The sequence below is a fragment of the Streptomyces glomeratus genome (assembly GCF_021462825.1).
Taxonomy (GTDB): Bacteria; Actinomycetota; Actinomycetes; order Streptomycetales; family Streptomycetaceae; genus Streptomyces; species Streptomyces glomeratus.
The window spans coordinates 34,370-46,134 of record NZ_JAKEEB010000018.1; the positions used below are offsets into that span (position 1 = coordinate 34,370).

The 11,765-nt window shown below is 71.4% G+C and carries 12 protein-coding genes; all 12 read right to left on the bottom strand.

Translation table 11 applies throughout. From position 1 onward, the window contains the following. Position 1: 1 nt before the first annotated feature. The 12 genes from LZ604_RS21185 to LZ604_RS21240 all read right to left on the bottom strand — a co-directional run bounded on the left by LZ604_RS21185 (position 2) and on the right by LZ604_RS21240 (position 11,506). Positions 2-838, bottom strand: a complete 837-nt coding sequence (locus tag LZ604_RS21185; RefSeq protein WP_234516995.1) for a 4'-phosphopantetheinyl transferase family protein — start codon at positions 836-838, stop codon at positions 2-4. Next, positions 835-1,920 (bottom strand): C45 family autoproteolytic acyltransferase/hydrolase, encoded by a 1,086-nt coding sequence (locus LZ604_RS21190; RefSeq protein WP_234516996.1) that lies wholly within the window; start codon positions 1,918-1,920, stop codon positions 835-837. Before LZ604_RS21190 ends, LZ604_RS21185 begins: the two co-directional genes overlap by 4 nt. A 112-nt stretch (positions 1,921-2,032) precedes the next feature. Continuing rightward, positions 2,033-2,956, bottom strand: coding sequence for a beta-ketoacyl-[acyl-carrier-protein] synthase family protein (locus tag LZ604_RS21195; protein WP_234516997.1), 924 nt, complete (start codon positions 2,954-2,956; stop codon positions 2,033-2,035). Between the two features lie 139 nt (positions 2,957-3,095). Then, entirely contained in the window at positions 3,096-3,536 is a 441-nt protein-coding gene (locus LZ604_RS21200) for a MaoC family dehydratase (RefSeq protein WP_234516998.1), read from the bottom strand. Continuing rightward, positions 3,508-3,996 carry an FAS1-like dehydratase domain-containing protein gene (locus LZ604_RS21205; RefSeq protein WP_234516999.1) on the bottom strand — a complete coding sequence of 163 codons (489 nt, stop codon included), beginning with the start codon at positions 3,994-3,996 and terminating at the stop codon, positions 3,508-3,510. The genes LZ604_RS21200 and LZ604_RS21205 overlap by 29 nt, the downstream gene beginning before the upstream one ends. A 362-nt stretch (positions 3,997-4,358) precedes the next feature. Further along, a complete protein-coding gene (locus LZ604_RS21210) occupies positions 4,359-5,831 on the bottom strand; it encodes a UbiD family decarboxylase (RefSeq protein ID WP_234517000.1) in 1,473 nt (490 codons plus the stop codon). Continuing rightward, complete coding sequence (locus tag LZ604_RS21215) at positions 5,828-6,463, bottom strand: non-oxidative hydroxyarylic acid decarboxylases subunit B (protein WP_234517001.1); 636 nt, start codon at positions 6,461-6,463, stop codon at positions 5,828-5,830. The genes LZ604_RS21210 and LZ604_RS21215 overlap by 4 nt, the downstream gene beginning before the upstream one ends. Positions 6,464-6,560: 97 nt before the next feature. Beyond that, a complete protein-coding gene (locus LZ604_RS21220; protein WP_234517002.1) occupies positions 6,561-7,067 on the bottom strand; it encodes a hypothetical protein in 507 nt (168 codons plus the stop codon). Beyond that, the gene (locus LZ604_RS21225; protein ID WP_234517003.1) at positions 7,064-7,609 is read right to left on the bottom strand and encodes a beta-ketoacyl synthase chain length factor; all 546 of its coding nucleotides are present in this window, start codon (positions 7,607-7,609) and stop codon (positions 7,064-7,066) included. The genes LZ604_RS21220 and LZ604_RS21225 overlap by 4 nt, the downstream gene beginning before the upstream one ends. Further along, entirely contained in the window at positions 7,606-8,754 is a 1,149-nt protein-coding gene (locus LZ604_RS21230; protein ID WP_234517004.1) for a beta-ketoacyl-[acyl-carrier-protein] synthase family protein, read from the bottom strand. The genes LZ604_RS21225 and LZ604_RS21230 overlap by 4 nt, the downstream gene beginning before the upstream one ends. A gap of 192 nt (positions 8,755-8,946) precedes the next feature. Then, positions 8,947-9,651, bottom strand: coding sequence for a 3-oxoacyl-ACP reductase FabG (gene fabG / locus LZ604_RS21235; RefSeq protein WP_234517005.1), 705 nt, complete (start codon positions 9,649-9,651; stop codon positions 8,947-8,949). 544 nt (positions 9,652-10,195) lie between these two features. Then, positions 10,196-11,506, bottom strand: a complete 1,311-nt coding sequence (locus LZ604_RS21240; protein ID WP_234517006.1) for an NsdA family TPR-like regulatory protein — start codon at positions 11,504-11,506, stop codon at positions 10,196-10,198. Positions 11,507-11,765: the final 259 nt, after the last annotated feature.

Sequence of the window (11,765 nt, forward strand, 5' to 3'; positions counted from 1 at the left end):
GTCACCTCCTGCCGTTCTTCTCGTTGTGTACGGGATCGGCCAAATGCCGCACAGGGCACTCCGTGTGCCGGGCGTGCGGGAGCCGCCAGGCGTTCAGGCGGACGGCCGGGGCGGTGCGGCCCCGGGTCACCACGGCCGTCATCACCCGTGTGGCGGGAACGGTGGGACGGGGGGACGGCACCTCGTACTGCTCGGTGCGGCCGCACCACGGCGCACTCCCGGCGTTGCGGATCCCGGCGAGGGCACAGCGGCGCGCCCCGTGCGGTCGGTACAGCCGTACGTCCCGCCCTCCCCGCGCGAGTCCGCGCCCGGTCGCCTTGACCGCCGCCTCCAGCAGCGTCCAGGCCGAGAAGAACGTCTCGGGCTCGCCCAGTTCCGCCAGCGCGGGCGTGTGCGGATAGACGGTCCGCAGCACCCTGGCGGGCGACGGCACGGTGCGCATCACCTCGACGTCGACGCCGACCGGCTCGCCCCGGCGCACCGCGACCAGCAGCACACCCGCCGACGTCGACCAGCTGACATGCCACTGCGGGTGGTCCGGCAGGGCGGGCCTGCCGCCCGGCGCGGCCGCGAGCCGTACCGTGGCGGGGTGCTCGCCGAGGGTACGGGCGAGCACCCGGCGCACGGTGGAGCGCGCGCGTATGTAGGTGACCGCGGCGTCTGGGCTGCGGAACCGCTGCGCCCGCCGCGTCTCCTCCGCCGACAGTTCACTGCGGCGGGCCTCGTCGTCCCAGGTGTGCTGCGCCGCGCGGAGGTCGACGAGCCAGCCTTCGACCCGGGGCGCCGTCGTCCGGTCTCCGGTGGCCGTGTCGTCGTACGCGGGGCGTCCGGTCGTCATGAGCCCGCCGCCCCGCTCATCTCCCCGGCCGTGAAGACCTGGGGCAGTGCCGACGGCCGGGAGCCCAGCAGGTGCAGATCGCCGATGGCCGGCCGCATCGCCACCACCGCGACGGTGCGCTCGCGGCGGATGTCGCCGTTGTCGGGCACGAAGATCGGCGGTGTGGTCAGCAGGGCGAGGTGGTCCCGTGGTGCCGCCGACTCCGGCAGGGCGCTCAACCGGACGGTGGCCGCGTCCAGCCGGCGCAGCGAGGAGTTCTTGGCGAAGACGTTCAGCTCGTCGAAGGGAATGAACTCGGGGTGGAGGAAATGGTTCGTGTGGACTGTCTGCCGGGCCCGCACCACATGCATCCGCCCGTCCAGGAATTCGGCGCAGGCGGCGCCGCCGGAGTCGCACAGCGTCAGGGACCGGGAGCTGGCGAGCCGCAGGCCCGCGAGCACGTCCAGTGCCTCGTCCACCGATCCGGCGCTGTCCAGGACGTGACGGACGGCGAGGTAGGGCGGCAGGCCCGGCCCCCACTGCCCGCCCAGGACGAGGTTGATGCCGACCGCAAGGCCGTCGCTGTTCATCCCGAGGTAGCCGAGCAGGCCGCCGAAGCTCAGCATCAGCACGTTCCGCCGGGCTCCGGTCCTGCCGAGGGACAGGACACAGGTCTGGTCGTCGAGGTTCCCGTTGAGGTCGACCGTCTGGGCCAGGACGGTGTGGGGGCCGGCGCCGTCCACCCGGGCGTAGGTGGTGCAGTCGCCGTGCGGACGGCGGGTGCTGCGGTAGCCCGTGATCTCCCGGCGCAGTTGGAGCAGCAGGGCCTCCTGGTGGCTGATGCCCGCGCCGGCGGCGAGGCCGCGGATCTCCTCGGCCAGATCGGGCGTGGCGGCCTCGATCTCCTTGTGGAAGGCCGTGAGGGTGGGACTCAGCGAGGAAAGGGAGACGGGGGTGTCCAGAAGGTGGTTCATCCGGGCGAGACCGTCGTCGAGGAAGGCGCGCAGCGCCGTGGCGCGGGCGGCGCCGTGCTGCCGCCCGAGCTCGAAGGAGTCACCGGTCAGCCGGAGGAAGGGGGCCGGACCGGGCGCCGTGGCGGTCACCGTGCCACCCCCCGGGCGGCGCGTCCACCGGCCGGCGTACGGCGCGTCGGCCCGGCGGCCGCGGCGGTCCTCATCCCGACCCAAACCATGATTCGGACACCTCTTTTCGACGTCAGGCGAGCTTGCGGAGCAGGACGCCGTGCCGGGCGCCCGGAACGCTGGAGGCCAGCAGATACAGACCGTCGGGCTCCCCCTCGCCCGAGGCGACGAGGTCGACGAGGTTGATCAGGGGGTCGGCGGCGAAACAGTGGCCGACGCGCTCGATGTTGCCGGTGCGCATCTGGGCGGTGGTGAAGCCCGCCTGACGTTCCTTCATGGTCACCAGCGGCCGGACCAGGTTGGCGGGAAGCAACGCGGTGATCTTCTCCGGCGGTATTCCGGTCGCCCGCTCCAGTTCCTCGTTGACGGCGACGGCGAGCCGCGAGTCGATCTGGTCCCGCAGCCCGAGCACATCGGCGTCCTGCGCCGAGGCCGAAGCGAGGACCGCGAAGCCGTCGGGGCCCTCGTCGGCGCTCACAAGGCAGCTCGCCGCGCCGTCGCTGAACAGCGCGAACTTCTCCAGCCGTGCGGCCTCGTCGGCGATCCGGTCGGCGGTGACCACGAGGACCCGGCGCCGGCTGCCGGCCCGTACGAGCGATGTGGCGACGTGAAGGGCCGCGAGCAGGTTGTTGCACCGGTTGAGCGTCATTCCGGAGGCGAACGACACTCCAGGCAGTCCCAGTCCGTTCAGCACCGCGCCGAGGAAGCCGGCGTGGTCGTCGACGGAGCTGGGGAAGGAACTGGTGCACACGATCAGCCCGTCGACCGACGCACGTGCCGCGCCGGACGCCTCCAGTGTGGCGATACCGCTGGCCACGGCGAGCTCGACCGTGCTGCGTCGGGTGCGGAAGTAGCTGCCCCAGCCCCAGGTGCGGGGGGCCATGGGGATGCCGTAGTGGGCCGCGCGGGCTGCGAGGTTCTCGAGGGCGGTGTGGGGTTCCTCGGTCTCGCCCAGGACGTAGCGGGGCGCGACGAGGAAAGCCGGTGAACTGCTCATCCGTCCTGTATTCCGTTCGATCGGCGGTCGAGGGAGGGATCGTCGGCCGCACTCGGCTCGCGTCCCCGTTCGTCGTGGGCCCGTTCCCGGGCTCGTCTGTGGACGGGCCGGGTGCCCGTCGGTGGCCGGGCGGCGGTGCTCACGGCGAGGGGAGCCGTACGACCGCTCGTGCCTCGCTGAGCACCTTGGTGCCGCCGCTGGTCACCACCAGGTCGATGCGGACGCGGGCGTCGTCGAGTTTCGCGGCGACCCGGCCGTGGACCTCGACCGTCGCGCCGTGCTCGTCGTCCGGCACCACGACCGGCTTGCTGAAGCGGGTGCGGTACTCGAGGATCGCGCCAGGGTCGCCCACCCAGTCGGTGACCGTGCGGGCGGCCACGGCCATGGTGAGCATGCCGTGGGCGATGACATCGGGCAGTCCGGCCTCGCGCGCCACCCTCGGGTTCCAGTGCACGGGGTTGAAGTCCTCGGAGGCGCCCGCGTACCGCACGAGGTCGGTGCGGGTGACCGTGACCGTCCTGGCGGGGAGTTCGGTCCCGATCTCCACGTCCTCAGCGCTGATCGTCACGCTGGTCGTCATCGCGCTCACCGCCCTCCACGGCGCTCAGGGATACGAAGGTCATGTGTGTGGTGACGACGTGTGAGCCGTCGGCGTCCGCGAGATCGGCGCGCAGACCGAGAACGTCCCGGCCGCGCAGTGTCTGGGCCCCCGTGATCTCCAGAGTGGTGACCAGGCGGTCGCCGGCCCGGACCGGCCGCGTGTAGTCGAACCGCTGGTTGCCGTGGATGAGGTAGGTCGGGTCGAAGCCGATGTCCTCGTAGCGGAACACCTCCTCCATCGCCCGGGCGACCACGATGAACGGGAAGGTGGGCGGCGCCAGCACATCCGGGTGCCCCAGGCTCTGGGCCGCCGCGGGGTCCGTGTACACGGGAGCGGGGTCGCCCACCGCCTCGGCGAAGCGCCGGATCGCCTGCGGCTCCACGGGGTAGGGCTGTGCGGGCGGGTACGTCGTCCCGACGCACTTCGGGTTCAGCGCCATGTCGCTCCATCGGTGGGAAGTCGAGCAGGGTGTCGAGCGGAATGCGGCGAGCGGCCGGAGCGTCCGGTCGTCGCGGAGTGCGGTGGCCGGCGGGTGCGCCCGGTCCTCGGCGCACCGGGCCGGCCGCTCCGCGCGGTCCGCGCATGTGGTCGGTCCGGTGGCGTGGGGTCGGGTGGGGTGGTCGGCCCGGCAGCCGCGGTCAGTGGGTGGGGGGTGACCGGTCGGTCGGCGGAATCGGTCTGTGGGAGTGACCGGTCGGTCGGCGCAGTCCGTCGGTCGGAGTGACCGGTCGGTCGGCGGGGTCGGTCGGTGGGGTCGGTCGGCGGGGTCGGTCGGTGGGCAGGCCCGGTCGATGGGCAGGGTCACTCGTCCCAGTGGTCGATGACCTTGCGGCGGATGTCGGGCGGGTACGCCTGTGCGAAGGAACTGTGGTGCAGGCGCCCCTCGCCCCAGGCGGGGAGCAGACCGTCGTGGACCACGCTCGGGCCGCGCATCGCCTTGCGTTCCTCCTCCGAGTAGCAGGCCATGAACGGCAGGACCACTCCGTCCCACGCCGCGCGCCGGTCCTTCGGGTGCAGCCGGGTCGCGAGCGCCCACAACAGGTCGGCCTCGTTCGAGGGGTCGATGTCGTCGTCGAGCACAAAGGTGACGGGCATCATCGCGCTGGGCCCCCCGCTGTTGTGGATGACCTCACCGATGCGCCGTACGAACTCGGTGGAATCGACGCCCGGCAGCGCGGCACGCCAGTCCTCGGGAACGGTGACCACGGTCCAGTGCATGGCCGCCAGGAACGGCATCCACACGGTGGTGACCGGCAGGCCGGCGCGGCGCAGGGCGTGCAGCACGTTGGCGGCCCGTCCGGTGCCGGTCACGGTGTGGTACTCGTCCGCCGGCCGGCCCTCGGCGACGATCGGCCAGATCGGCCGGTCGCGGTAGGTGATCGCCTCCACCGAGTACACCGGCTGCAACGAGGTCTGGGTCGAGGCGTATCCGGCGTACTCGCCGAACGGTCCCTCCAGGCTGTCCCGCCCCACCGAGAGGTGACCCTCGATCACCACCTCCGCGTGCGCGGGGACTTCCAGGTCGACGGTCTCGCAGCGGACGACGTCGAGCGGCTCGCCGTGCAGCGCGCCGATGTAGCCGGCCTCGTCCACGTCCCTGGGCAGGGGAATGCCGCCCACGAAGGGAATGGCGGGAGCACCGCCCTGCACCAGGGCGTACGGCATCGGCTCGCCCCGCTCGGCCCAGGCCTGCCAGACCAGGCCGAGGTGCTGCGGGGGCACCACCAGCCCGGTCATGCGCTTGCCGTCGAGCATCATGATCCGTGAGATGGACCAGTTGGTCCATTTCCCGTCGGGCGTCTTGGCGACGATGACGCCCCAGGTGTTGAGATAGCGTCCGCCGTCCTCCTCGTGGATACGGGGCACGGCGAAGTGGTCCAGGGTCGCCGCGTCCCCGAGCAGCACGTTCTGCTTGCACGGAGCGTCCTCGCGCGGCACGGTCCGCGGCGGCAGGGGCGCCGCGTCGCGGGTGCGCACCAGGTGCTCCACCAGTGCCTCGGCGTCGGTCTCGGGCGGCAGGCCCACCGAGAGGGCGAGCCGGGCCAGCGGAATGTCCGGCCGGGCGCTCACACCGACGGGCGCGCCGAACAGCCGCATCCCGATCCGGTCCTCGGTGATGTGGGTGAACAGGGGGGCGGGAGCGCGCAGTTCGTACGAGCGCCGGGTGTGGGCCGCCGCTTCGAGGTCCGCGCTCACCGGCCGGCTGATGGTCTTCAGATCGCCGAGGGCGGCGAGTGTGTCGGTGTACTGACGCAGATCGACGATATGGCTCATGGGGTCGGCCCTCCGGGGGAGTTCGCGATGACGGGCTGACGGTCGAGGCCGGCCGCGGGGAAGGAGGCGTCCGGCAGCCCCCGCCACCGGCGGGCGCGGTGCGAGGCGATACCGAACTGGTCGAGGACCCGGGCGACGATGTGGTCGACCATGTCGTCGACGGTGGACGGACGGTTGTAGAAGGTCAGCATCGGCGGCAGGACCACCGCGCCCATCCGGGACAGCGCCAGCAGGTTGTCGAGGTGGATGTCGCCGAGAGGGGTCTCACGGGGCACGAGGACGAGCTTGCGCCGTTCCTTCAGCGTCACGTCGGCGGCCCGGGCGACGAGGCCGTCGGCGTAGCCGGTCCTGATGGCGGCCAGGGTCTTCATGCTGCACGGCATGACGACCATGCCGTCCACCGGGAAGGAACCCGACGCGATCGCGGCTCCCTGGTCGTCCGGGGCGTACGACACATCGGCGAGCGCGCTCACCTGGCGCGTCGTCAGATCACTCTCGACCTTCAGGGTCGAGCGCGCCCACCGGCTCATCACCAGGTGCGTCTCCACCTCCTCGTGGAGCCGCAGCTCCTCGAGCAGCCGTACGCCCAGGACCACTCCGGTGGCACCGGTGATGGCCACGACCAGTCGCATCGCTGGCACCTCGCTCCCTTCGCTGTAGCTGTCGAACCCGTCCGGGACCCGGAGTCCGGGGCCCGGAGTCCGCGCCTGGCGCCTCCCGGCGGCCGGGCTACTTCAGGCAGGCACGGAAGCGGCAGGCCGCCGCCCCGTCGCGCATACACTCGACGACCTCGTCGTCGGCCTTGACCTTCAGGCCCTCGAACCAGCCGGCGCGCAGTTCCAGACACGGACACCGATAGCCCTCGAGCGAACGGCTGGCCGCGAGCATCTTGAGCGCGAAGTGCTCGCTGACGACGCTCTCCCACGTGCCGCCGTCGTCGTCGAACTCCGCGGACTCGAGACGCACCATCGAGGAGAACATCAGCCGGGCCAGCGCCTCGAGGCTCTCGCCCACCTCCTTCGGCGTGGGATCCGAGGGCACGGGGTGACGCCGGCTGTAGAGGGTGGCGACGCGCCGGGCGACGAACTTCATCACCTCGGCATTGAGTTCGTTGGCCACATCCTGGCCGAACCGGCTCTTCACCGCCTGGTACCAGCGGGCGTCATGCAGCCACCAGGACTGCCGCAGCATCGCGATCTCGGTGGACAGCGGGAAGTCCAGGCTGGTGTCCGTCATGCCCCTCCCTCCTCGCCCCGCGGCGCCGAGGCGGTCACGAGGAGCGCCTCCGCCCGGTCCGACTCCCCCTCGCGGGTGGCCAGTTCGACCAGCACCACCAGAACGTCGGCCGCGCTGCCGTCCTCGATCAGCAGCTCCGCGAGTTCCACGCCCTCGGCGAGCGGGTCGCCGGCCGGGCTGATGCAGATGACGGGACCGCCGAGCCCCCAGCGCGCCGAGACGACACCGAGGACGGCGCTGGGCACCGACTGGTAGAAGAGCAGCGGCGATGCCTTCGTACCCGAGTCCACCGACGATGTGACGGCGGCCTCCGTGGCCATGTCACCGAGCCGGGAGACCATGACCATCCCGGTGCGGCCGGCGCGTTCGGGCGGCGCGGGCGGCTCACCCCAGTGACGGCTCAGGCAGCGGTCGGCGACGTGGGCGATGATCGGGCCGAACGGCGAGGCGGTGAAGCCGGGGAGGTTCGGCGGCTGTTCGCGTTCCCCCTCGGCGGGCCAGACGACGTGCTCCAGGGTGGTGGTCTTGGATGCCGTGGTCATGCCGCGCTCACCACCAGTGCCGTGTTGGCCCCGCCGAAGGCGGAGTTGAGGCTGATGACATGCTCTGCCGCACGCTCCCTGGGGGTGTCGAGGACGAGGTCGAGCCGGCAGTCGGGGTCGGGACCGAGATAGCCGGAGTTGACCGGCAGGCGTCCCGACTGCAGGGCGAGGACGCAGATGACGAACTCGACCATGCCCGCGGCCTGCAGGGCGTGTCCGTGCATCGACTTGGTGGAGCTGACGGGAATGCGCTCCGTGTGCTCCCCGAAGGCCCGGTGCAGTCCCGCGGTCTCCGCGGAGTCGTTGTACGGCGTCCCGGTACCGTGGGCGTTGACGTAGTCCACGTCCTGTGGGCCCAATCCCGCTCGGCAGAGGGCGAGTTGTATCGAACGGGCCATGCCGAGGCCCTGCGGGTGCGGCTGGCAGACATGGTGCGCGTCACCCGCCATGCCCCAGCCGTCCAGGTAGGCCAGCGGGCTCATCTCCTCGCGGCTGTCCGCCGCTTCCAGTACGACCGCGCCGGCGCCGTCGCCCAGCAGGAGCCCCTTGCGCCCGGAGCTGAACGGCCTCAGCCGCCCGTCGACGGCCAGCGCCTTGCCGGCGTTGAAGGTGGTGAAGGACTCGGCGTCCACCAGGTGACCGGCGACGACCACCACACGGTCGTGCCGGCCCGAGGAGATCAGGGTGCCCGCCTCCGCGATGGCGGTACTGGCGGCGACGCAGGCGTTGATGTAGGTGCGTCCGGCCGCGCCGAAGCCGCACTCGCGCGCCAGCCACTGCGCGGTCTCGCTGATGGGCCGGGACTCCTGTTCCTGCCTGGGCAGGCGGGAGACGGCGGGATCCGCGTGCCGTGCCGCGACCAGGAGCGTGTTCGCGCGCTCCCCCTGGGTGAGGCCGGCCTGTTTGCAGGCCTCCTCGGTGAGCGTCTTCAGCTCCGTGTCGAGGTCCAGTTCGGCCGCGCCCTGGGCGGCGACGCCGACCCGGTACCTGCTCGTGTCGAACCGGGTCACGGGCACGAAGGCGGGAACACCGGAGTAGATCCCGTCGCGCAGCACGTCGACACCATGCCCGTAACCCGTGGTAACCGCCATCCCGGTGACGGCGACCCTCCTGCCGGTCCGGCCGGGTCCAGTCTGCGGGTTCACCTGTAGCCTCCCAGCGTCGGTGCGATTCGCCCGTGAGTCATGTCGGTCGGTTCGAGGAAATGGCCTCGTCGATTTTCGGCCGGGCGAAGCCGAATTCTTTGTGGGCCCTTGGGGGAACAAATGCGTCCGGTCACCGGGGGTTTACCGCTTCCCCCATGACGACCCCTCGATCCATATGTGACCGAGAGCACATCAGTGCCCCATTCCCATGCCGCCGTCCACGGGAATTACCGCACCCGTGATATAGGCGGCCTCGGGTGAGGTCAGGAACTGGACCGCCGCGGCCACCTCATCCGGATCCGCCATGCGGCCGAGCGGAACCTGGCCCACGATCCTCTTGCGCTGTTCCTCGCTGAGCGCGGCACTCATCGCGGTGTCGGTGAGCCCGGGCGCGACCACGTTGACCGTGACGCCGCGCGGGGCGAGTTCGCGGGCGAGCGACCGGGCCATGCCGATCAAGCCCGCTTTCGACGCCGCGTAGTTGGCCTGCCCCGCGACTCCGCTCAGCGCGGCGGTCGAGGAGACGACGACGACCCGTCCGCCCCGGGCCCGCACCAGGCGCCGCACGGCGCGCTTGAGCACCCGGTAGGTGCCGGTGAGGTTGGTGTCGATGACCGAGGTGAAGTCCTCCTCGGTCATGCGCATCAGCAGGCTGTCCCGCGTGATGCCCGCGTTCGCCACCAGGACCTCGACCGGACCGTGGGCCGCCTCGACCTTCTCGAACGCCTCGTCCACGGCGGCGGGATCCAGCACGTCACAGGGCACCGCGAACAGTCCCTCGGGCGCCTCCCCCGAACGGCTGGTCACCGCCACCCGGTCACCGCCGGCGCTGAGCCGCCGAGCCACGGCCAGACCGATGCCGCGATTTCCGCCGGTAACCAGGACAGAACGGCTCATGAGCAAATCTCCAGCCTGATGGTCGTGATGGTCGCGAAAAACATCCGGAGCACTGCCCGATCCCTGCCGTGCGGCGATACTCGCGTCCTTGGCGTACGCGGCCATTGCGGACTGCGTGACTTCTCGGGACGGGCACCGAAATCTCATCGCAACATCCCGGGATTTTCCACATCCCCCCGTGTGCTTCGGGCGTGCCTCGCGGTCGCGCGGCTGCACGGGACACCCCCGAGGCACATTGACTCGGCACCGCGGTCGTTGCTACGGAGTGCGACGGCGCACAGGGGCGACCGGTCACGCAGCGCCGCCGTTCCGCTCCCCTGCTCCTCCCCGGATCTTCGCGCTCTCCCCCTGCGCTCCCTCGCCCTCCCCTTCCCGAACAGCACTCGGCCGCCCGGCACTCCTGTACGTGCCGGGCGGCCGAGTTCCGTGCCGCCGCGGGAGCCGGCTCCTCGTCCCTCCGTCTCCTCGTGGTCAGTGGTGCTGTGTGTCCCGGGCCCGCGCGTCGCCGCGCGCGGCGGTGACCGCCGGCCCGGGAGCGTCAGCGCTAGGCGGAGGCCAGGAACCTGGTGACCTCCGGCAGATGCGCGTACGCGCGCAGGGCGAGCCGTACCCGCTCGGACGCGGCAGCCCGCACTCCACCGAGCAAGGTCGCCGCCCTGCTCGCGGACTCCGCGCCGCCCGTGGCGTCTCCCAGTGCGACCTGCGTCTCGGCCGCGCGCAGCAGGTACATGGCGTGCACGCACGGCGGCAGTTTCAGGTTCGGGTGATGCTCGGACAGCACCGGCTCGAAGTGCTTGATGGCGCGGTCCGGCTGGTTGAGGTCCAGCAGCGAGACCGCGTCCATGCAACTGAGCCAGTCCTCCGACCGCAGCGGCAGGATCGGTATGCCGGCCGACGAGGTCCCCGTCGTCAGCACTTGGCGCCCCACGGCCAGCGCCCTTCTGCGTCCCAGGTCGTCCCCGCGCTGCGCGTGGACGCGGGCGGACTGCGTCTGCAGGAGCGCCAGCAGGGTCGGGTCCTTCACATGCACCTGGTTGCGGCGCAACAGCTTCTTGACCGCCTCGAGCAGTTCGGCGGCCTCCTCGTGCAGATGCAGATCCAGGTACTGGCCGACGTGCAGGGTGACGATCGCCGCCGCCGTCTCCGGATCACTGGCGGCGGTCGCGCAGCGCAGCGCGGCGACGTAGTACCGCTGCGCAGTGACGTGCTGGCCCTGCAGCCGGGCGATGAAACCGCAGACGGCCAGCCCCTCGGCCGCCAGGACCAGCAGCTCCCTGCCGTGGTGCAGGGCCTCCGGCGCGGCGAGGAAGTGGTCCGCCAGGTGCCGCAGTTCGGATTCGCTGGCGGCCACCAGCCAGCCCGCGGAGAAGCTGGCCGCGAACCGGTGGAGTGTACGGAGCCGGGTGCAGGCCTCCAGCACGGATTCGGTCTCGCCGACCAGGCCGGGCCCCCGCACCCGAGCTGAGGCAGGAGGGGTCGAATCCGCGGGCGCCGTCGCCGTCTTCTCGGCCATGGCGTCCAGCCAGTTCTCCATCAGCGACCTGGCTGCCCAGCCGGTCGCCATGAGGTAATCCTGCTGGGTTTCCTCGCGCCCGGCGATCGCGTCGAGTATCGCTTCGGGGACGGCTGATGTGGTCCACGGTAATTCCAGTTGGCGTGCGTCCCCGTTGGCCAGATGCAGCCAGTCCGGCCAGTCGAGTCGCAGCACCTCCTCGGGGGGAACCGCGTGGACGTGTGCGATGGCGAGCTGGGCGGTCCGCTCCGGAACGGCGCGGCCGGACTCCCAGCGGGAGACCTTCTCGCGCCGCGCGGCCATCTGGCCGAATCCGAGCTCCGCGTGTGTCCTGGCGATCAAACGGGCGTACTCGCCGTGGGTGAAACCGGCCCTGGAGCGCAGAACTGCCAGAGGATGGCGGTGGCGGTTCGTCGAAGCTACAGTTCTTGTTTGGCTGTACATTGCGTGGTACCTCTCGGTTGAAACGTTCTTCGTTCTGCCGACGCCCCCGAAGGTCGGGCGGTCGCATCGAAGGTCGCCGGCTGTGGTACGAGACGCGGGACTGGACATCACGCAGGACGCATCGGTGTCGTAAGCGAGTTGCGCGAGGAGGTCACGA

Coding starts and splice junctions, on each gene's coding strand:
- LZ604_RS21195 (WP_234516997.1), bottom strand. CDS start 2,956: ATGAGCAGTTCACCGGCTTTCCTCGTCGCGCCCCGCTACGTCCTGGGC.
- LZ604_RS21205 (WP_234516999.1), bottom strand. CDS start 3,996: ATGGCGCTGAACCCGAAGTGCGTCGGGACGACGTACCCGCCCGCACAG.
- LZ604_RS21220 (WP_234517002.1), bottom strand. CDS start 7,067: ATGACGGACACCAGCCTGGACTTCCCGCTGTCCACCGAGATCGCGATG.
- LZ604_RS21200 (WP_234516998.1), bottom strand. CDS start 3,536: ATGACGACCAGCGTGACGATCAGCGCTGAGGACGTGGAGATCGGGACC.
- LZ604_RS21225 (WP_234517003.1), bottom strand. CDS start 7,609: ATGACCACGGCATCCAAGACCACCACCCTGGAGCACGTCGTCTGGCCC.
- LZ604_RS21210 (WP_234517000.1), bottom strand. CDS start 5,831: ATGAGCCATATCGTCGATCTGCGTCAGTACACCGACACACTCGCCGCC.
- LZ604_RS21215 (WP_234517001.1), bottom strand. CDS start 6,463: ATGCGACTGGTCGTGGCCATCACCGGTGCCACCGGAGTGGTCCTGGGC.
- fabG (WP_234517005.1), bottom strand. CDS start 9,651: ATGAGCCGTTCTGTCCTGGTTACCGGCGGAAATCGCGGCATCGGTCTG.
- LZ604_RS21185 (WP_234516995.1), bottom strand. CDS start 838: ATGACGACCGGACGCCCCGCGTACGACGACACGGCCACCGGAGACCGG.